This window comes from Rhizobium sp. Leaf311 (assembly GCF_001423445.1).
Lineage (GTDB): Bacteria > Pseudomonadota > Alphaproteobacteria > Rhizobiales > Rhizobiaceae > Agrobacterium.
Genome location: NZ_LMNZ01000001.1, coordinates 493,277 through 512,645, shown reverse-complemented (window position 1 = coordinate 512,645; position 19,369 = coordinate 493,277). Strand labels below are relative to the sequence as shown.

Below are 19,369 nucleotides of genomic sequence, written 5' to 3'. Positions count from 1 at the left end.
ATCATGAAATTACTTCAGCTGATCTTCTTTGTAGTAACCGCTTTCAACCAGAACAGACTTTACGTTGTCCTTGGTAACGGCAACTGGCTTGAGCAGGTAGGAAGGAACAACCTTGACGCCATTTTCATAGGTCTTGGTGTCGTTTACCTCAGGCTCTTTGCCCTGCATCACAGCGTTGACCATGCCAACAGTAACCTTGGCAAGTTCGCGTGTGTCCTTGAAGATTGTCGAATACTGCTCACCGGCAAGAATGGACTTGACGGAAGGAACTTCAGCATCCTGACCGGAAACAACTGGAAGCGGCATGTCGCCGGAACCGTAGCCAACGCCCTTCAGCGAAGAAATGATACCGATGGAGATACCGTCGTAAGGCGACAGAACTGCATCAACCTTTGCATCGGTGTAGTAGGCAGACAGGAGGTTATCCATACGAGCCTGGGCCGTTGCCGGATCCCAACGCAGCGTACCGACCTTGTCCATGCCCATCTGGCCGGACTTTACAACCAGCTTGCCGCTGTCGATGTAAGGCTTCAGAACGGACATTGCGCCATCGTAGAAGAAGAAGGCGTTGTTGTCGTCTGGCGAGCCGCCGAACAGTTCGATGTTGAATGGACCCTTGCCGTCCTTCAGGCCAAGCTTGTCGGCAATGGACGTTGCCTGCAACACGCCAACCTGGAAGTTGTCGAAGGTTGCGTAGTAGCTGACGTCGCCGCTGTTGCGGATAAGGCGGTCATAAGCGATGACCTTGATACCCTGCGAACCGGCCTGCTTGAGCACGTCAGAAAGCGTTGTGCCGTCGATCGATGCGATCACCAGGACCTTAACGCCCTTGGTAACCATGTTTTCAATCTGGGAAAGCTGATTCGGAATATCGTCGTCTGCGTACTGCAGATCGGTGGCGTAGCCAGCTTCCTGAAGCTGCTTGACGATGTTGTTGCCGTCATCGATCCAGCGAGCAGAAGACTTCGTTGGCATTGCAATACCAACTGTGCCCTTGTCCTGCGCCCAGACCGGCGACGCAAATGCTGCAGCGCCGATGGCACAGGCCGCAACCAACGAAATGATGGATTTCATGAACTCTCTCCCTTGGAACCCTTTAACCAGGCGATGTGTCTATACAGCGCGCCCTCAAATCCACGCCCGAGTGTTAGAAGTTTAGCTTACTCGAACGGAATGCATAGTTACAATCCGAACTTTCGCCACTCCTCCTCGGCACAGGCGCAAACTGTTCTGAATCCATATAACTGTCAAATAGAATATATTGCTTTTCCTATATCATTTTTGATATATTAAATCGATATAATTGCACAACGTCGTTTGCAACGGGTCTGGACCGCATTTGCGATGGAACGAAATGGAACGAACACGTTCGAATTCCTGTCGCTGACGGAGGACAACCCTCTGTTGCGCGCCGGCTTGAAAATGGCGCATCTGCGCATGTTGGTCACGATTGAAGAGCACGGTCAGGTCAGTGCGGCCGCGGCTGTCCTCAACATGACGCAACCGGCCGCATCCCGCATGTTATCGGAAATGGAAGCCATCGTTAAGAGCCCGCTGTGCCAGAGAGCCTCGCGCGGCGTTGTGCTGACGCAGTTCGGCGAGGCTCTTGCCAAACGCGCCAGAAAGATCCTCCTCGAACTGCGGGAAGCCAGCCGCGAACTTGCACAGATGAAGTCCGGCAGCGGCGGCTCTGTTTTCATCGGCTCGGTCACCGCACCTGCCATTAGCCTCGTGGTGCCGGCGCTGCGCAAGGCGATGGACACCTATCCCGGCATCGAGGTCAATGTGCAGGTGGAAACCAGCAATGTGCTGGCGCGCGAATTGCTGGCGGCCCGCCATGATTTCATCATTGGCCGTATTCCCGAGGACATAGACCCTGCCCTCTTCAACGCACATGAGATCGGCATAGAGCGAGCCTGCCTACTGGTGCGCAAAGACCACCCGCTTCTCAACACCGCGCCAGCCCGGCTCGAAGACCTCTCACAATATGACTGGGTGTTTCAGCCACCCGGCGCCCTTTTGCGCCGCACGATGGAAGATGTTTTCCTGTCCCAGGGCGTTCCCCTGCCACGCAACGTCATCAATACACCGTCTATCGTGCTGACCCTTGCAATCGTAACCCAGACCAATGCGATTGCGCCCCTGGCCTATGAAATGGCGGAGTTCGTCTCTGGGCAGCACTCACCGATGGGCGACATACGCATTCTGCCCACAGAATTCGATCTGAACGTCAAACCCTATAGCCTGGTCGTGACGAAGGACCGCGTTCTGCCACCCAGCGCACAACTTCTGTATGATCTTGTGCTGGCCGAGAGCGACACATTGAGCTGGAATTGACGGCGCAAGCCCCGGACCACCTTCATGTGGTCGTGTCGCTGCTTCGAGAGGGAATATCTGATGCTGTTTGGCCAGTCTGTATTTCAGTCTGTGGTGGCGCGGCTGGAGCGGGAAGCCGAGGAAGAGCCGCCCGCTGAGGAACCGCGCGCCGATTATGCGACCAACGGGTTCAGCGCCAGTCTGGTCTTCGAAACCGCAACGCAGGATCCGTCTTCGGCGAATCGCCCGCTGGATAGCTATCTGGACTTTCTGGAGGCGCCGCCGCCCGCTCCCGCCCCACCACCGGAACAAATGCCGGCACACCTTGCGCGCACCTCACTGGCCGATGTGTCTGAAGAACTGGCGATCGATCAGAACGACACCATCGAATCGCTTGGAGAAAAGCGCCGCAGTTTCGCGCGTCTCAATCATCCGGATATGGTCAGCGTCCCGTTTCGCGATAACGCCACCAAACGCATGACGGCAGCCAATCTGCTGATTGACCAGGCAATCCGCCTGCTTTCAATCTGATTTTTCGGTGTCGGTTTGCGGCAAGGTCGCCGGGTCTTCGACCTTCTCTGCCTGTGGCTTGAACGTGATCAGCAGGACATAGGCGGAATAGACGGCAACGCCGCCCACCACCGTGGCCCAGAATATCTCGTGATTGACGAACTCGATGATCGCCCAGCCGGCACAGAAGCCGACAATCAAAAGCCGGACCCAAAGCGGCCTGTAAATCGGGTGGCTCGTATCGATGTTGAGCATGTTTTCTCCCGCACCGTGCCGGTGCCGCTTATGAAATCTGTGGCACGGCCATGCCAGACATCACGATATCTCCATCCAGACGCGACAATGCAAGTCCCATATGGCCGTCGAAGACCAAAGTCTGCTCATCTGGCTCAATTGTGATCTGAGGCAAACCGCCCATGCGCACGACACTCGTCTGCTCCATGCCCTCTCTCATGCTGGCGCTGATGAGATCGAGAAAACGCGTTCCCGGGCCTGTCACGATGATCGGCATGGGGCCGTAGAGGCTGAACAGCCGCGAAAGACCGGAGCCCAGCGCCAGACCCGCCTGCCGAAAAGCGAGCACGGCCATGCGGTTTCCCGCCCGCGCCGAGGCCGCAATCTTTTCGACTTCTGGAAGCGGCACGAATTTGGCCGGTATCGTGTTGGTGGGAACCTCGAAAGCCGCACGCAGGATGCCATAAAAGCCGCAATAGGCTTCGACGCAGCCCCTTGCCCCACACCGGCAGAGCGCTCCCCCGGGCACATGCAGCATGTGACCAAAATTGGGAGCGGTGACCTCTGCCTTCCCCTCGCCAATCCCACGCGCCACACCAAGCCCGATGCTGTGACCAAGGGAGAGCGCCGCAAGCGAGGCTGATTCGCCAGCGCTTTCGCGCCTTTGCCGCCACAGGGCGTCGGCTACGAGAAGCGTTTCGTTGTAAAGATAGATCTTGGCGCGGAAGTGGGGCGCCAGCACCGTTCGAAAATCCACATGCCCGCTTCCCAGAACGGGAGACCACACCAGCGTTGCCGTGGCGGGATCAACCAGGCCCTTGCTGCTGATGGAGACATGCAGGATGTCACCGGGCGCAATCTTCGAGCGACCGGCCAGCCGCACCAGCCCATTGAGAATCTCCCGTGCGAAGACATCGCTTGAGGTCGAAGACCTGCCCTCCCCGAACCGGTCCATCAGCCTGCCGGTAAAATCGACAAGCGAATATTGAACGGCATCCGAGGAGATGACGACGACAGCCACATAGCCAAAACCGCTATTGGGCTGAAACAGCACGCGCGGGCGACCGCGACCGGATGCCGCCTGCTGTTCACTGCGATGAATGAGCTGCGACCGTTCCAGCTCTGCGGTTATGGCAGAGACCGTGCCGGATGAGAGGCCCGTCAGTTCGGCAAGGTCGGTGTGGGAAAGATTGCCATGCCTTCGCAATGCGCTGAGCATTCGCAAACTGTTTTGCTGTCGGACCAGCTCGGTACTCGCTATGGCCGACATTCCGCCCCGTTTCCCCTGTCTGTTTCGGATGCCATTAAACCCTGTCCGCACTCATCGCAATCTGCCTTCTGCACCCCTTCGCACGTCCAGTTGACAGCCTTCGGATTCTCTGACATTTAATTTCTCGACTGTCGAGAAAAAAGCTTTGGGCTTTGCTAGGCAGGATTTCTGGCGTTCGCGCAAAGGCATGGAGGTGCCCCGCGTTTCGCCACCACCCGGGAGGACAATCATGAATTCTTTTGCCAAATTGCTGGCGGGTACAGCCGTACTCGTTTCCCTGCACACGGCAGCGATTGCTGCTGATCTCGTTGTCGGTGTTTCCTGGTCGAACTTTCAGGAAGAACGCTGGAAGACCGACGAAGCCGCCATCAAGGATGCGCTGAAAGCGGCCGGTGCGAAGTATATTTCCGCTGATGCCCAGACCTCAGCCGCAAAACAGCTGACCGATATTGAAAGCCTGATCGCGCAGGGCGCCAACGCCCTCATCGTTCTTGCGCAGGACAGCAGCGCCATCGGCCCTGCCATCGAAAAGGCTGCCGCCGAAGGTATCCCGGTCGTGGGTTATGACCGCCTGATCGAAAACCCAAGCACCTATTACATCACCTTCGACAACAAGGAAGTCGGCCGCCTGCAGGCGAAAGAAGTCTTCAAGATCAAGCCAGAGGGCAATTACGTCTTCATCAAGGGCGGCTCGACCGACCCGAATGCAGATTTCGTATTCTCCGGCCAGATGGAAGTGCTCAAAGACGCCATCGCCTCCGGCAAGGTCAAGAATGTCGGCGAAGCCTATACGGATGGCTGGAAGCCCGAAATTGCCCAGAAGAACATGGAGCAGTTCCTCACCGCCAACAACAACAAGGTCGATGCCGTGGTCTCATCCAATGATGGCATGGCGGGCGGCGTGGTCGCGGCTTTGGAAGCCCAGGGTCTTGCCGGTTCCGTTCCCGTCTCCGGTCAGGATGGCGACAAGGCCGCGCTGAACCGCGTAGCACTCGGCACCCAGACGGTATCTGTCTGGAAAGACAGCCGCATGCTGGGCAAGAAGGCCGGTGAAGTGGCGGTTGCTCTGGCCAAGGGCACCAAGATGGAGTCGCTGGAAGGCACCATCAAGTTCAAGGGCGGCACCCAGGGCGTGGAAATGAGCTCTTATTTCCTCCAGCCGCAGGCCATCACCAAGGACAATCTGAACGTTGTCTTGGATGCAAAGTGGATCAGCAAGAGCGAACTTTGCCAGGGCGTAAAGGGCGGAACCGTCGCCGCTTGCAAATAGGCCAGCATCGGGCTGTGCGAAACGCGTGAAGGCAGGGGGCCTTGCGTTTCGCGGTCTCGTCAGGCTTCGCCGCAGGGGCAACCCTGCGGCGCACCGGCATGAGGCGGGCATGACATATATCAGGGAGAACAACAGATATGGCGGACCAAACCGTTGGCGCATCGCAAGCGCGCGCACCGGCGCAACAAGGCAACCCGTTGCGACGATTCTTGAACGCGACGGAAATCGATACCCGCCTTCTTGGCATGGTCGTGGCATTGTTTGTTATCTGGGTCGGATTTGACATCCTGTCCGGGGGCCTGTTTCTGACATCGCGCAACCTCTGGAACCTGTCCGTTCAGGCAGCATCCGTCTCCGTCATGGCGACGGGCATGGTTCTGGTCATCGTCACGCGCAATATCGATCTGTCCGTCGGCTCCATCCTTGGCTTCGTCGGCATGATCATGGCGGTCACGCAGACGCGCTTTCTGCCCGGCTGGCTCGGCTATGACCATCCGATGTCGTGGATGGTGGCCTTGAGCATCGGCCTCATACTGGGCTCAGCCATCGGCGCGTTTCAGGGTGTCATCATCGCATTCATGAATGTGCCATCCTTCATCGTCACGCTTGGCGGCCTTCTGGTGTGGCGCGGTGCCGCATGGATGGTCACGAGCGGCGCTACGGTTGCGCCGATGGATACCCGTTTCCGGCTGATGGGCGGTGGCGCAGATGGCTCCATCGGGGCAACGGCAAGCTGGATCGTCGGCATTGTGGCCTGCGTTCTCATTATTCTGTCCATTATCAATTCACGCAGGCAGCGCAAGCGCTTCGGTTTTCCGCTGAAGCCAATCTGGGCCGAATATTTCGTCGGCCTGGTTGGCTGTGGCATCGTGCTTGGCTCCGTCAAGGTTCTCAACAGCTATTACATGCCGGTCAATCTGGCGCGCAAATATGCCGAAGCCAACAATATTGCCTGGCCTGACGCCGGACTGGAGATTTCGCTGGGTGTTGCAATCCCGGTGCTGATTGCGCTTGGCATCGCCATCGTCATGAACTTCATCACTAACCGCACCCGTTTTGGCCGCTACGTCTTCGCCATCGGCGGCAACCCGGAAGCCGCGGTCCTCGCCGGCATCAAGACCCGCTGGGTCACGGTCAGGATATTCGCGCTGATGGGGGCGCTGTGCGCCATTGCCGCCGCCATTTCCACCGCGCGCCTGAACGCGGCAACCAACGCGCAGGGCACGCTGGATGAGCTTTACACCATCGCCGCAGCGGTCATTGGCGGAACGTCGCTTGCGGGCGGAGCCGGAACGATTGCCGGGGCCATCCTCGGTGCCGTTGTCATGCAATCCTTAAACTCCGGCATGGTGCTGCTAGGCATGGATACGCCGCTGCAAAGCATTGTCATCGGAATGGTGCTCGTTCTGGCCGTCTGGCTGGATACGGTTTACCGCGCCAGAGCCAAGTAAGAATAAGAGGAGTTTCCGATATGACGGACCAAACCACTCCGCTTGTGGAAATGCGCAATGTTTCCATCTCCTTCGGCGGCATTCATGCGGTTGAAAGCGCATCGATCGATCTTCATCGCGGTGAAGTCGTGGCACTGCTGGGCCACAATGGCGCTGGCAAATCGACCCTCATCAAGATCCTGTCGGGCGCCTATCGCCGCGACAATGGCGACATTCTCATTAACGGGGAAGAAGCCGATATTCGCAATCCCCGCGATGCGAAAAAATACGGTATCGAAACCATCTATCAGACGCTCGCCGTCGCCGACAATGTCGATGCCGCAGCCAACCTCTATCTTGGCCGTGAACTGCGCACACCATGGGGCACTCTGGACGATGTCGCCATGGAGGCCTCGACCCGCGAGGTGATGGGGCGTCTGAACCCCAACTTCAAGCGTTTCAAGGAGCCGGTAAAGGCGCTTTCGGGCGGACAGCGGCAATCCGTGGCCATCGCCCGTGCCATTCTCTTCGACGCACGCATTCTCATCATGGACGAGCCGACAGCCGCACTTGGGCCGCAGGAAACCGCACAGGTGGGCGATCTGGTCAAAGAGCTGAAAAAACAGGGAATCGGTATCTTCCTCATCAGCCACGACATCCACGATGTCTTCGATCTCGCCGACCGGGTGTTCGTGATGAAAAACGGTAAAGTCGTGGGACACGCCAGAACGCAGGATGTGACCAAGGATGAAGTCCTGGGCATGATCATTCTTGGAAAAGTGCCCGCAGGTGCCACACCGGGACCCGGCGCCATGAAATCCTGAAAGATCGTGAAGGATCAAAGGCGCCCCCGCACCTTTGATCCAGTTTGAACATTGCCCGATGCTTGGTCGGGCAATGCGTTGTGATCAGTCCTGGATGCGGCGAAGAAGCCCGATCAGCTGGTCACGCGCATTCTCACCACCCAGCCGGTTGATGAGCTTTGCTTCGTGATCTCTCCAGATTTTGGTGATCTCCTCGACAACGATCCGGCCTTCGTCGGTCATTTCCATATAATGGACACGCCGGTCGGAATCTGAACGACGCCGATGAACAAGGCCCTTCTCCTCAAGACCATCGATAATGGCGACGAAGTTGGCGCGCTGGATACCAAGCGCCTCCGCCACATCACTCTGCTTGAGGCCCGTATTGTTTGCCACAACAATCAAGACGGAAAAGTCGGCCGGTCGAAGCCCGAATGCCAGCAAACTTTCGTTGAAATTACTTACAACTGAAAGCTGTGCCCTTCGCAGGCGATAGCCAACAGACTCCGACAGGATCGCGTAATTGACCCCAGATTTGGAGGCCACGGGAACACCGTCAACCTCCACATAAACTACATCACTACTGCCTTGTTCACATGCCCAACTCAAAGCCATCTTTGCCCCCTCTGATTCGTCAGCATGAATCACAGTTAATTATCTTAATACGTTTATTAGAACAATATTTAACATTATATAAAGCAAAGCTGTAAAGTTTTGTAGTGATGAGTATTCGTCAAGATTATAAATCACAAGAAAATTAGCATAGGTTGCACCTGATTGGCCCTTAGAACAGGTCCAGGGAAAACGCAACTAGACCTCTTCTCAGAAAAAATGAAAGATCGCGCCCGCACGCCGCCCACGCTCAAAATAGACTAGGCGCGACCTAAAATTCACTAATGAATACAATCTCAAAGAGAAGAATAATAGACAATCGTCAAAAATAACGATCGTTTTTTTGACGGCAAACCCAATTCCCCAATTTTACAGATTGATGCAAACCACAAGCTAGGCTAAGAACCAGCAAGACCAGTCGCGATTCATCGCACTTACGGATGCACCCGTAGCTCAGCTGGATAGAGTGTTGGATTCCGATTCCAAAGGTCACAGGTTCGAATCCTGTCGGGTGCGCCACTGGACTTACTGATTTCATTGATTTTTTAGCCTTCTCTTGTCCTGTTCGATGAAGGCAATAAGCTAGCTCAGTCCTAGCTCAGTAACGCATAACGTTTCGAATTCATCAATGCTTTCAATGTAGCGTTTCGACGCTTGGACTCGGAACCAGCGCAGTTTAAGCGCAGCGCCCCGACCGAAGTAACTCCGTTGGAGCCCGTATTCATGTTGCAGCGTAACCACGAATCTACAAACGCCCCCTTCTCCCTCTTCCAGCGCGAAGGCACCCGTAATTGGTCCATGCGCTATTCGCTGGGAGGCAAGCAGATCAAGAAGTCTCTTGGCATTGCCGATCACGGCCTCGCAATGCAGCGGGCACACGAAATTTATCACGAACAAAAGTATCGGCATAAGCAGGGCCTATCGCTGACGCAGCACGCCTTTCATGACGTTGCGGAAGAATTCATCGAGAAAGTCTGCGCGGAAGCAGAGCGCGGGGAACGCAGCCATTATCACCCGACATTCTGGCCGCCAATCATTCGACGTTTTCCGGTCGGCTACTTTGGCGATAAGCCCATCGACCTGATCACCACAGCAGATGTGGCTAGATATCTAGAATGGCGAAAGACCTACTGGACGAGAGGTCCAGGCTCGCAGATCGAGAAGATCAGGTGCAAACGTGAGGATGGTCGCGTCTTCGCGCGCCCTGCCCCGCGTAAGATTGCAGCCTTGACCACCATGAAAGGCGAAATGGTAATTATCCGCGAGCTTTTCCGACAGGCTGCCCTGTGGGGTTATTGTAAGCCCTTGGAACTTCCAACGGTAGAAACGCGCAAAAGACCTGACAATAGGAGGCCTGGCTTCAAGCCGGAGGAATACGAAAAGCTAATCGCCAAAAGCATCGAACGTATCAACGAGCATCATACGTCCCTCAAGGTCATCAAGGCGAAAGACGGGCGTGTTTGGACGCAGAAAGCAGTAACAGAGAACATTCGAGCTGATCGTGTTCGGCTCCATGCCTATATCGAGCTTATGGCGAACTCGGGCCTACGTCCGACAGAAGCAAAGAATCTGACATGGGGCGACATTTCACTGTATCGAGAAACGAGGAAGCTGCCGCTTCACAAGCAAGATGCGCGTCTCGCCGTGCGGGGCAAAGGCAAGCATGGAAACACTGTTCCGCTCTATGGCGCGGTGTCGGCATTAGAAATGCTTTGGAATTTGTTTGAGCATGACCTCGGACGCGAGCCGCAGGACGATGATCCGGTCTTCGCCGATGAAACGGGCAAACCCATCCTCTCGTTCAAGAAGGGCCTCAACGCACTCTTGATCGCAGCTGGACTGGAAAAGGATAATCGGGGAGTACGCCGTACTTCGTACTCGTTCAGGCATTTTTACATCTCGCAGATGCTCGCTAACAATGTCTCGGTCCATCACGTCGCTCGAAACACCCGGACATCTTTGGCGATGATCGACAAGCACTATGCCCAAGTGAACACCGAGCAGATCAAGGACTTCCTCCGCCCAGGCCAAGAGGACTTCTCAAAAGAGCCAGTTCTGCTGGATGAGGATACATTCGATGAGATCAAGCTTCTTGAAAAACGGATCGAAGAGCTGAAACGTGGTGGAAAAGGCAATTCGATCGAGCAAAAGATTGCACAGCGATATGCTCAGAAGCTTTCTGGTTAGCGAAAAGTTCATTAAGCGAACTTTTATGGCCCCTACTCTCCTACTAAAATCAGTTGCATTTCTCTCAGGAGGAACGCTACAGGCATAATTTCATGCTTAACTCAAACGCGATGTGCATGCGGAACGCTACGGCAAATCCGCTACTTCAGCTTTCAATTGATACGGAATCCCGGTGCGTCACGTATTTTCGGAACCAAAGAAACTGCTCGATTTGCTCAAAAAGGAGCGACCTGGGTCTGGTTTCAAGCCCGCAGTGACGGATTTATTCGGTCAAAGTCCCGAACACGGCAAGAAAATAAGGATCGCCGGTCAAGAACTCTCTTACGTGGATCATGACAGAAAATCCGCGAGCTTTTTACCCGTCGAGTGGCTCATTCAGCTGAGTGAGTTACGAACTGTATGGAGAGGATGTGAAAATTGGCGAGCTGGCTTCCCTCTCATCGCATTTGTCGAGATTTCGAAGCAAAATCCTGACAGTTCTGCAGAACTCAGGATCAACGCCGAAGTCGGACCAGTAGCCGACATTACCCTTCGAAAAAAAATAATAAACACTATCGAGAATGTCGCGTCAGAACGAAATCTAGCAAGAATTCGCTTCCATCCAGGAGCTTCGGACAAGGGTAGGCTCTACTCCCGGTTTCTGCACGGTAATTCCGTCCTTGTCAGTAATCTCTTCGATGCAAATGAGACCAAAAAGCAAATCGTCGATATTATTCAGGAATTCAACGGTGAGCTTAACGCGATTTCAGAAGCTATTCCAAAGTTTATAAGCGGCTACTAACTTTATAAGCGGCTACTGGTTGAAAGCGCGTCGCGTTAACGTTTTGTTAACCGAAAACAACGCAAAAGGATTCATAGAAGTCTCCGATTTGTGGGACAGCCGAGGGTGGGATTCCCCATCTTCATGGCGCGGTCCAGCCATTATGGCTGGCACCCACTTGGGTTAACCGTAACGATGTTCAGATCATTGCCCGCCTAGCAACAGTTCGATCATTCGGACTGATGGCCAGCCTTTGCTTTCGGACGGTTAACATGACCAGCATTTTGACAAACACCAGCGCCATGAGCGCACTTCAAACGCTTCGCTCCATAGGGTCGAATTTAACGGAAACGCAAGCGCAAGTCAGTTCTGGCTTACGAATTAAGTCGGCCTCTGATAACGTAGCCTACTGGTCAATCAGTACGACTATGCGTTCTGATAACAAGGCTCTAACCGCCGCGAGTGACGCACTTGGCATTGGAGCCGCGAAGCTTGATACAGCCTATGCAGGGACAGAAGCCGTTGTCGATATTCTAACGGAGTTCAAAGCGAACCTCGTCACTGCGAAAGAGCCTAGCGCAGACAAACGTCAAATTCAGGGTGCACTTACGCAGCTTAATGCACAGGCAGAAAGCATCGTAACATCGTCCAGCTTCAGCGGAGTGAACTGGCTGCAAACTTCGGCAAGCGACCACATCAACGATGTCAACGTTCTCTCAGATTATGTGGTGGAAGGCTTCATCAGAGACGCAAATGGTGGAACGAAGATCACGCAGATGGAAGCCGATCTCAGGAAAACCAGTATGCTCAATACTGGAGGCGGCGGCATTTTGCAGAAAGACGTCCTAGATTACTACATGCCCGTAGGAGGCATGTACACGAACAGCTTTTTCCATGAAGGCCACGAGGATCACCTCTTCAACGGCCCAATCACATTCGGTAACAGCGACAACGTTGCCTTCAAACTGACGATTGACCAAAGCGCCGAAAGTGCCGGGGAAACATTCAACATCAACATCGACAAATCCGTTATAGATACCGCGTTGGGAACGACCGATGGCCTTATCAGAAATGTAGCGGATTTACGCCTCGTCATGCAAAAAGCATTCGATGATGCCGGAGCAGGCGTCTACGCCGATGTGTACGGTCATACGGCTACGCCGATAAACGATCCCAGCCGCTATGAAATCCGCTCGCTAGAGACTAGCCCTCATGTTGGATCAAGTATTTTCATTAGCGATGTCGTCCCGTTATTCTCATCACCGGTGAATGAAGGAACACTTGGCCTTCTCACAACGCCGCGTGTCAATCACGACAACATGATCACGAGTTCAACGATGAGCTTCGTGCAGCCGTTCAAAGTGATGCTTGATGCTACGATATCTTTCGATCTCAGCATCAACAATAATCCAATCACCACTTATACTATCAACCGGGCTGCTGTAGACGCTGCGCTCGGGACGACTGACGGAATGATCAACAGTGCCGCAGACCTGAAAACGGTAGTAGATCACATCACATCGGGAGCAGGTATGTCAGTCACTGTATCTGGCGGTCAATTGACGTATCAGGCGGATCAAACCGCTTATCCAGGCTATGGAAATAAGGCTGTGGATTTTTACATCAGCTCATTTCGGCCAAATCCACCCTTCACGTTACGCTTCGACCTAGCGGAAATTGATATCACAGCTGGCACTTTCACAGTGGATGAATATCTTGAAGGTGTAGAACACATGCTCAAGGAAGCGATCCACAGCGCCTCAACTCTTGGCTCACTCAGTCAACGTATCGATTTGCAGGATGATTTCGCAAACAAACTCATGGACAGCATCAAGAGTGGCGTTAGCCGACTAGTCGACACTGATATGGAAGAAGCATCGGCTAAACTTGCCGCACAACAAACTCAACAGCAGCTTGCTATTCAATCCTTGCAGATCGCCAACACGAACGCGGATAAGATTTTGCAGCTTTACCAATAAGTCCAGTTCAATCTACCCAACTCTTCGCTCGCCCTTCTGGCAGACGGCTGTATCCCGGAAACACGTTCAAGGTTTCGGAAAGGATCACAGCATGTCTCATTTGAAAGCACTCAAGCTCACTTCTGCAGTTCCGGTTCGCGCAACTGTCGATCCTGTACAGCGGGCGCGGGAAAAAATGATCGCAACGCTCGCGGAGCAGAAGCAGATGGCAGAGGCAAAGATCGCCGATCAGGTCTTTGCGCCTACACATTTGGTTCGCCGCAAGAATGCCGACGGTCAGCGCGTTGAGGTGGAAACGCTCAAGCGTGTTCGTCAGGGCTGGTTCACCGATGGCAACGGGAAGGTTTTCTTCGCGATCCGCTATGCTGGCAAGCCAATCGAGTTCGCGAAGGACAAAAACGCCGTCGAGGCGGGTGAGCTTTCGGCACTGCCGAAGATCATTGATACGCTGATCGAGGCAGTGCGAGGCGGCGAGCTTGACGCGCAACTGACCGCTGCTGCTGCCGAACGCGGGAAGCTTTTGCGTAAATCCGTGTAAACAGCGAATACTGCGTTTAAGCATCCAAAGGCATGGGATCATATGATCCCATGCCTTTTGCTTCTCTGGGGCGCAGCGCAGTCAAAGAGCGCCAACGGCACGCATCCTCTTCGGCATGCTGCGCTTTATTGTTTCGACGCATGGCAGCGTTCCTTGATATGTCTATGCTTCTGCACGATGCAAGACAGCGTAAGCTCCAGCATCGAACAAGCACCTGCTGCACAGATGCCCACCTCTGGCACTCTCCACTCGCCCTTTCTCGTCGTCGGCTTTTTGTTTCCGCCGAAACGTAGATGGGACAGGAATGCAGACACAGCGCGAAAGCGATTATCTTGGTGAGAACGATAACGTCAGAAAACCGACGCAGACACAAATCGACATGGCCCTATTGTTCGCCACCGATTTGCAAATCGGATCCAAATGGCTCTACAAGGTTAAGCGCAAGGGTACGGCTCTCAATCTCCGTTATGACATTGACAGCGTTCTTCACCAGAGAAACTATCTATCGGGGCTCTCATGGCGAGCTATCATGCTGTTTGCCTTAAGCGAGGGCAAAACCGTCACCGTGCATGAGATGGATCAGCCGGGACGATATTGGCGATTGTTTCCAAAAACCCTTTTGTGCCGTCTTCAATGGCACGCAAGGCCGAACGCGAACTTCCCGCCTGTTGCCAGACTTTACGATCCCAAAGGCAGCTCTGTCATGCTGCTAACCCGGAGCAGACTTTGCAGCCACGCAGTTGACGCTCTGCATAATCTCACCGACGGTGGTCCGGTTTTTCAGCCACTCTGGCTTTCCGACATCATGGCACTGCGGCCTATGCTCGGCATTGAGTTTGTGCTGGACCAGACATTTGCACCGACGATGCCGATTAGCGCGTATCTAAAAGCCGCCGCCATTACGGGACGAATAACAGATGAGGAGGAATTAGCGGGACTTGATCTGACCGGCGCACATCATCCACTTCCCATGCCGCCATCGATGCTAGCTGTCACCCGTATGTTCGACCAGCAATGTCGCGAAAACCCTGAACTTCAGCAGCTTCGCGGAAAGAGCATCTGTGAGGATTACGCTTTCGAAATTTGACACCAAAAAGTTCTGTCAGCGAACATTCATCGCCTTGTCGTAGCGTCCAATGCAACGTCGCTGACTGGCTTCTTGGCCCAAATGCTTCGCATATGTTCAGAAAGGCTGATGACGTTCCCCGCATATCCTGGCCTTTCACTGACAACGTTCACCGCTGGACGGTCATCACGTTCCGATGAGCCATCAGACCCACAATTAGTCCAGTTAGTATCCTGTATAGTATTATTATACATAGACATTCTGTTGCCAGACCAATCACGACTGACAGGTGAGCAATGAGATGAGACAACGCCATTGATTTCAATGATGTGGTTCTGCTCTACGCTTAAGCTCTCCACCTGAGAACATGTCAGGTTAGTTTCGGCACATGAAAATTCACGGCCTTGAATGTCAGTAGGCAATGAACAACCGTCAATAACCTGATCAGCAGAAGAGGGGTTTAATTCGGCAATCTTTTGCGCCGGTTTGCCGGATTGAACTTTGGCTCTGCCGATTACAACGCGAAGCGATTGAAACCCTGCGCGTTGCACACACAGCCAGTCGACATATTCGCGGACATCCTCAGCTGGCCACCAATTCCGTGTGGCAGGTTTTCCTTCAACTGACACCTCATAATCTATGAAGTCTTGCGCATCCGGTCGTTTGTAGTCGCTCTCAATGCGGAATTTCAGGCAGTAACGAACGATATTCTGCAGATTTGTTTCAACGGCGCGATTTGGGCGAAACGGCTCAATGTCGACCTGATATTTCGCCGTGTGTGTTTCCTTTCGCAGAGCAGTGGCGATTTCCTCGGTTGTCAGATTACCCTTGCGAACTATCGCATGGAGGTGTGGGCGCCAAATGGTCTTGTTTGGGGCTTCCATCAGCGGAAAGCCGAGGGATTCCAGCGCCAGCCGCGTATTACGGCCACAAGTTTCAAAATCACCGAAACTCATGCGGTCGATTTCCCACCAGCCCAGCAATTGAAAATCGTCCCATCGGGCATCTTTCACCCGCTGGCGAGAAATGAATGTGCGCAGTCGACGCTTTTCCGTTTCCAAGAGATTGGTCATACCGGAGAAGTCGAGCTGTGGCGGCAGGAGGATTGTTGCGAATGCGAGGTCGGCATTGGCAGCTCCGAGGAACGTTTTCTTTATAGCTTGAGCTGTCTGCACACCCCGCTCCCTTAGATGGCAACGCGGACAAAGGGGGACACCACAGTAATCGACATTGCCCCAGTCGTCCACTTCGCCACAGGTTTCCATCCAGCCTCGGGCCAAATGATTTTTTGGAAGTGCCACCTTTACATATTGGCGCTGAGCTTCGTTAGCTTTCGTCAAGTATTTGATCTGGGCGCGTTCACGATGGGTGAAGACACCACTCGTCATCATGTCCGCGCGAAGCTGCTGTATCTTGGTCTTCATTGAAATCTCCTGGTTAAATGACCTGCTATTTATAAAGCACCAGTGTAGCGCCACTGGTCTTTGAAAATAAATAATTAAAACAGTGAGTTGCTACCGATGAAGATCAAAGACATCTATGAATTTATGGCTACCGCTGGATTAGCCAGCTCGCAAATGGAATTCTCGAGCGTGTGGTTGGGCCGTAGCCCCCGATACTACTCACATCTCATCGCCGTTGATCGCGAACCCGGACTGGCAACGCTGTGTGGTTTGTCGTGGAGATTGAAGGGAATGCGTCTAGAGGCTCAGCCGGAACTGCTAGAATTCCAGCAAAAACTTTCAATGGAGATAGACCGAAGAGCGGTGACAGATATTCGGAAACATCAATCTTAACATTTGGCCAATAAACGGTTCATACAATCGAAGCGTTTAACGTTGCTTCCCTCCGCATCAGGAATTTCAAATGAAAAGCCCGTTTATCTCCAGCAAGGCGTCCGGATTCGCCCCGCTGATAGCTTCTGCGATTGCTTTTAGCATCTCCTCACCTGCATATTCTCTCGATAAGGTCCGCTTTGGCACCGATTGGTTGGCAGAAGCCGATCATGGCGGATTTTATCAGGCTGTCGCCGATGGTACATACGCCAAGTATGGCATTGACGTAGAGATTCAGCAGGGAGGGCCGGGAACGCAAAATCGAACCCTTCTGATGGTTGGAAAACTCGATTTCTACCTCGGCACACAGCAGGAGCAACTTGCGGGTGTCGAACAAGGCATTCCGCTTGTGGACGTTGCCGCCTTCTATCAGAAAAACGCTCAAGTTCTCATAGCTCACCCTGATAACGGTATCGACGAATTCGGAGACCTCGCCAAGCTAAAGACGATTTTCATGACCCAAGGCGGGTTAGGCGGATACTTCGAGTGGATGAAGGCTAATTTCACCGGATTCCGTGACGAACAATACCGACCTTATAACTACAGTGTCGCGCCGTTTCTCGCGGATAAGAACTCAGGGCAACAAGGCCTGATTACCGCAGAGCCTTATGAAATAAAGACGCAAACGGGTATCGAACCAAAGATATTCCTTCTCGCTGACAGCGGCTATAAGCCATACGCCACCACGATTACAGTGCAGCAGAAGCTGATCGACAGTAACCCAGACCTTGTCCAACGCTTCGTCAATGCGTCTATTGAAGGCTGGTACAACTACCTTTACGGCGACAACACCTACGCCAACGCTCTCATCAAAAAGACCAACCCTGAAATGACTGATGGCCAGATTGCTTACGCAATCGCCAAGATAAAGACTTACGGTATCGTTGACAGTGGTGATGCCCTAAAAAAAGGTATCGGTTGTTTGACAGCGCCGCGTTACAAGTGGCTCGCAGATGAGATGGTGAATTCCAAGCTTCTGAAATCGGACACCGATTACACGAAAGCCTTCGATGAACGCTTTACGTGCAAGGGTGTTGGGCTTGATCTGAAGAAGTAGTGACTTGCCTGGATGGAGCCGCTCATTTGGCTCCTTCCAACTCAGTTTCTCATGTCAGCAAAGATATCCAACATCGAAGCCGATTCCTTTAGCAATGCTCTAGCAGCGGCAGGGCCTGTCGAATAATGTTTTTCGAAAATCAGTTCGATAGCAACCTTCGCAGCTCGGACGTAGACGGGCATATCATCATGCAAAGGGTTTTCATCGAAACTGCGATTGAGAGCTTCGAATGCCTTTTTGAACACCTCGACGTTGTGGTTCATCAAAATCCAAACGCCATCCGTCGTGATGCGCCAGCGGTTATCCTTCAACTCACAAATCTCTGCAACGGTCACTCTTGAGCCTATAGCTGTTGCAACGGGGAGCGGGGTAAAACGCCGTACGGGTACCCCTGTCCGCGAAATCACAACCTCTTTGATGAAATCACGAGCAATGTCATTGAGTGTGCGGATATCGTCGGCGTTCGCATGTTCCGCAACGGAAGCCGTCGAGAACGCACAACCATATTTGTCGAAGCGGAACGACGTATACATGTTAAAGTTCGCCGCCGAAACGAACGGGCTTGATGTGTCGAAGGAAATGCCAATCTCGGGATTATACCGGCGCAGACAGCGAAGGATCGTTGTGAACAGGTACGCAGGTTCAAGCGTGGAGATGCCAAGGAAATGTATCCATTTCGCGTTATGCAACAGCCCATCGTCAACCATATCGAGCAGGCGAGCGATGGTCAGAGAGAACGCGCTCTGATGCGCACCGGCAAAGGCCCAGCCCTCCAGCGAGTAGCCTTTTACGGCCTCGTACCACACCTTGCTTTCGCGTTCGGTGCGGCCTTGGATGACATTGAGAAGATTGGTCTTTGTTGAAATGCGGTTGTGAACGAAATAATCAAGGTTGAGCAGCGATTGAGTCAGGCAAGCATTATAGTCCAACGACAGACGGTTGGCCGCGCTCATTGCCGTGATTTTCCCTCCTGCATTTAGCCTTGCAGTGTGCTGCGCAACGTTTCCTGGCGATATGCCACCGGTCGGAAAATCCAGCGACATGGAAAAATCTGAATGGCTTTCCATCCAACGCAGCATGCGCTCACACGTAACATCGCCGGTGAACTTGATCGTGCCTTCCTGTATCTGGAAACCTCCGCTATCACCGATCACCGTTGTACGATCGCGATCCCGGTGGCTCACAAGGTTGGTCTGCTTAGCGGCGCCGTCCGTTTTGGCCGCCTGCCCTGCGCTATAGAGCGCGTAGGGGTAGTGAAACAGGCCGCTCGCCGGATCGAGAAAGTTCATGTCCTTTTCCGAGAACGCGAAAGTCCGCTTGAAATGCAACGAGTGACCGAGCTTGGCATAGTTCGCACTGATCGCTGGCAGATAGACGGCATGGTTCGATTTCGCGGAAAGCATTGAATAACCTTAAAATCCCTGAACTGCCAACTGGCTGCACTTTCTTAATATCTGCACGGTTTCATTGCCATACACTTTATAGAATCATTGCGAGCATCC

The 19,369-nt window shown here is 53.5% G+C and carries 17 protein-coding genes and 1 tRNA gene; 12 read left to right on the top strand and 6 right to left on the bottom strand.

Features of this window, described 5'->3' with window-relative positions:
- Positions 1–9: 9 nt before the first annotated feature.
- A complete protein-coding gene (gene chvE, locus ASF69_RS02465) occupies positions 10–1,074 on the bottom strand; it encodes a sugar ABC transporter substrate-binding protein ChvE (RefSeq protein ID WP_062584976.1) in 1,065 nt (354 codons plus the stop codon).
- A gap of 270 nt (positions 1,075–1,344) precedes the next feature.
- On the opposite strand from chvE, the gene ASF69_RS02460 reads away from it, so the two are divergent.
- A complete protein-coding gene (locus ASF69_RS02460; RefSeq protein ID WP_062584974.1) occupies positions 1,345–2,337 on the top strand; it encodes a LysR family transcriptional regulator in 993 nt (330 codons plus the stop codon).
- Positions 2,338–2,397: 60 nt separating this feature from the next.
- Positions 2,398–2,847 (top strand): hypothetical protein, encoded by a 450-nt coding sequence (locus ASF69_RS02455; protein ID WP_062584972.1) that lies wholly within the window; start codon positions 2,398–2,400, stop codon positions 2,845–2,847.
- Here the strand turns inward: ASF69_RS02455 and ASF69_RS02450 are convergent.
- Together ASF69_RS02450 and ASF69_RS02445 are read right to left on the bottom strand one after the other, a co-directional pair.
- The gene (locus ASF69_RS02450; RefSeq protein WP_062584970.1) at positions 2,839–3,081 is read right to left on the bottom strand and encodes a hypothetical protein; all 243 of its coding nucleotides are present in this window, start codon (positions 3,079–3,081) and stop codon (positions 2,839–2,841) included. The two genes, ASF69_RS02455 and ASF69_RS02450, sit on opposite strands and share 9 nt — an antisense overlap.
- Before the next feature lie 28 nt (positions 3,082–3,109).
- A complete protein-coding gene (locus tag ASF69_RS02445) occupies positions 3,110–4,330 on the bottom strand; it encodes an ROK family transcriptional regulator (protein ID WP_062584968.1) in 1,221 nt (406 codons plus the stop codon).
- 229 nt (positions 4,331–4,559) lie between these two features.
- Here ASF69_RS02445 and xylF point away from each other — a divergent pair, with 229 nt between their 5' ends.
- From xylF to ASF69_RS02430, 3 genes are all read left to right on the top strand, one after another.
- Positions 4,560–5,600, top strand: a complete 1,041-nt coding sequence (xylF, locus tag ASF69_RS02440; protein ID WP_062584966.1) for a D-xylose ABC transporter substrate-binding protein — start codon at positions 4,560–4,562, stop codon at positions 5,598–5,600.
- A 137-nt stretch (positions 5,601–5,737) separates the two neighbouring features.
- Positions 5,738–7,051 (top strand): sugar ABC transporter permease, encoded by a 1,314-nt coding sequence (locus tag ASF69_RS02435; protein ID WP_062584965.1) that lies wholly within the window; start codon positions 5,738–5,740, stop codon positions 7,049–7,051.
- Between the two features lie 20 nt (positions 7,052–7,071).
- Entirely contained in the window at positions 7,072–7,854 is a 783-nt protein-coding gene (locus tag ASF69_RS02430; protein ID WP_062584962.1) for an ATP-binding cassette domain-containing protein, read from the top strand.
- Between the two features lie 84 nt (positions 7,855–7,938).
- Here ASF69_RS02430 and ASF69_RS02425 read toward each other — a convergent pair whose 3' ends face one another.
- On the bottom strand, positions 7,939–8,448 hold the full coding sequence (locus tag ASF69_RS02425) for a MarR family winged helix-turn-helix transcriptional regulator (RefSeq protein ID WP_082469601.1): 510 nt from the start codon (positions 8,446–8,448) through the stop codon (positions 7,939–7,941).
- 439 nt (positions 8,449–8,887) lie between these two features.
- Between ASF69_RS02425 and ASF69_RS02420 the strand changes: the two genes are divergently transcribed.
- The 6 genes from ASF69_RS02420 (at position 8,888) to ASF69_RS02395 (ending at position 14,996) form a co-directional block, all read left to right on the top strand.
- Positions 8,888–8,964, top strand: a tRNA-Arg gene (locus tag ASF69_RS02420).
- 204 nt (positions 8,965–9,168) lie between these two features.
- Positions 9,169–10,632 carry a site-specific integrase gene (locus tag ASF69_RS02415; protein WP_082469600.1) on the top strand — a complete coding sequence of 488 codons (1,464 nt, stop codon included), beginning with the start codon at positions 9,169–9,171 and terminating at the stop codon, positions 10,630–10,632.
- Between the two features lie 172 nt (positions 10,633–10,804).
- A complete protein-coding gene (locus tag ASF69_RS02410) occupies positions 10,805–11,413 on the top strand; it encodes a hypothetical protein (RefSeq protein ID WP_156461964.1) in 609 nt (202 codons plus the stop codon).
- A 251-nt stretch (positions 11,414–11,664) separates the two neighbouring features.
- Positions 11,665–13,371, top strand: coding sequence for a flagellin (locus ASF69_RS02405; protein WP_062585608.1), 1,707 nt, complete (start codon positions 11,665–11,667; stop codon positions 13,369–13,371).
- Positions 13,372–13,462: 91 nt separating this feature from the next.
- The gene (locus ASF69_RS02400) at positions 13,463–13,909 is read left to right on the top strand and encodes a DUF6641 family protein (protein WP_062584957.1); all 447 of its coding nucleotides are present in this window, start codon (positions 13,463–13,465) and stop codon (positions 13,907–13,909) included.
- A gap of 304 nt (positions 13,910–14,213) precedes the next feature.
- Positions 14,214–14,996, top strand: coding sequence for a DUF2958 domain-containing protein (locus ASF69_RS02395; protein WP_062584955.1), 783 nt, complete (start codon positions 14,214–14,216; stop codon positions 14,994–14,996).
- A 26-nt stretch (positions 14,997–15,022) separates the two neighbouring features.
- On the opposite strand, the gene ASF69_RS02390 is transcribed toward ASF69_RS02395, so the two are convergent.
- A complete protein-coding gene (locus tag ASF69_RS02390; protein ID WP_062584953.1) occupies positions 15,023–16,399 on the bottom strand; it encodes a hypothetical protein in 1,377 nt (458 codons plus the stop codon).
- Positions 16,400–16,841: 442 nt separating this feature from the next.
- Here ASF69_RS02390 and ASF69_RS02380 point away from each other — a divergent pair, with 442 nt between their 5' ends.
- Entirely contained in the window at positions 16,842–17,867 is a 1,026-nt protein-coding gene (locus ASF69_RS02380) for an ABC transporter substrate-binding protein (protein ID WP_062584950.1), read from the top strand.
- Positions 17,868–17,908: 41 nt separating this feature from the next.
- Here the strand turns inward: ASF69_RS02380 and ASF69_RS02375 are convergent, their stop codons facing one another.
- Positions 17,909–19,270, bottom strand: a complete 1,362-nt coding sequence (locus ASF69_RS02375; RefSeq protein ID WP_062584948.1) for a hypothetical protein — start codon at positions 19,268–19,270, stop codon at positions 17,909–17,911.
- Positions 19,271–19,369 lie beyond the last annotated feature (99 nt).

Excerpts from the sequence above, each read along its gene's own strand:
- chvE (WP_062584976.1), bottom strand. The coding sequence starts at position 1,074 with ATGAAATCCATCATTTCGTTGGTTGCGGCCTGTGCCATCGGCGCTGCA.
- ASF69_RS02460 (WP_062584974.1), top strand. The coding sequence starts at position 1,345 with ATGGAACGAAATGGAACGAACACGTTCGAATTCCTGTCGCTGACGGAG.
- ASF69_RS02455 (WP_062584972.1), top strand. The coding sequence starts at position 2,398 with ATGCTGTTTGGCCAGTCTGTATTTCAGTCTGTGGTGGCGCGGCTGGAG.
- ASF69_RS02450 (WP_062584970.1), bottom strand. The coding sequence starts at position 3,081 with ATGCTCAACATCGATACGAGCCACCCGATTTACAGGCCGCTTTGGGTC.
- ASF69_RS02445 (WP_062584968.1), bottom strand. The coding sequence starts at position 4,330 with ATGTCGGCCATAGCGAGTACCGAGCTGGTCCGACAGCAAAACAGTTTG.
- xylF (WP_062584966.1), top strand. The coding sequence starts at position 4,560 with ATGAATTCTTTTGCCAAATTGCTGGCGGGTACAGCCGTACTCGTTTCC.
- ASF69_RS02435 (WP_062584965.1), top strand. The coding sequence starts at position 5,738 with ATGGCGGACCAAACCGTTGGCGCATCGCAAGCGCGCGCACCGGCGCAA.
- ASF69_RS02430 (WP_062584962.1), top strand. The coding sequence starts at position 7,072 with ATGACGGACCAAACCACTCCGCTTGTGGAAATGCGCAATGTTTCCATC.
- ASF69_RS02425 (WP_082469601.1), bottom strand. The coding sequence starts at position 8,448 with ATGGCTTTGAGTTGGGCATGTGAACAAGGCAGTAGTGATGTAGTTTAT.
- ASF69_RS02415 (WP_082469600.1), top strand. The coding sequence starts at position 9,169 with ATGTTGCAGCGTAACCACGAATCTACAAACGCCCCCTTCTCCCTCTTC.
- ASF69_RS02405 (WP_062585608.1), top strand. The coding sequence starts at position 11,665 with ATGACCAGCATTTTGACAAACACCAGCGCCATGAGCGCACTTCAAACG.
- ASF69_RS02400 (WP_062584957.1), top strand. The coding sequence starts at position 13,463 with ATGTCTCATTTGAAAGCACTCAAGCTCACTTCTGCAGTTCCGGTTCGC.
- ASF69_RS02395 (WP_062584955.1), top strand. The coding sequence starts at position 14,214 with ATGCAGACACAGCGCGAAAGCGATTATCTTGGTGAGAACGATAACGTC.
- ASF69_RS02390 (WP_062584953.1), bottom strand. The coding sequence starts at position 16,399 with ATGAAGACCAAGATACAGCAGCTTCGCGCGGACATGATGACGAGTGGT.
- ASF69_RS02380 (WP_062584950.1), top strand. The coding sequence starts at position 16,842 with ATGAAAAGCCCGTTTATCTCCAGCAAGGCGTCCGGATTCGCCCCGCTG.
- ASF69_RS02375 (WP_062584948.1), bottom strand. The coding sequence starts at position 19,270 with ATGCTTTCCGCGAAATCGAACCATGCCGTCTATCTGCCAGCGATCAGT.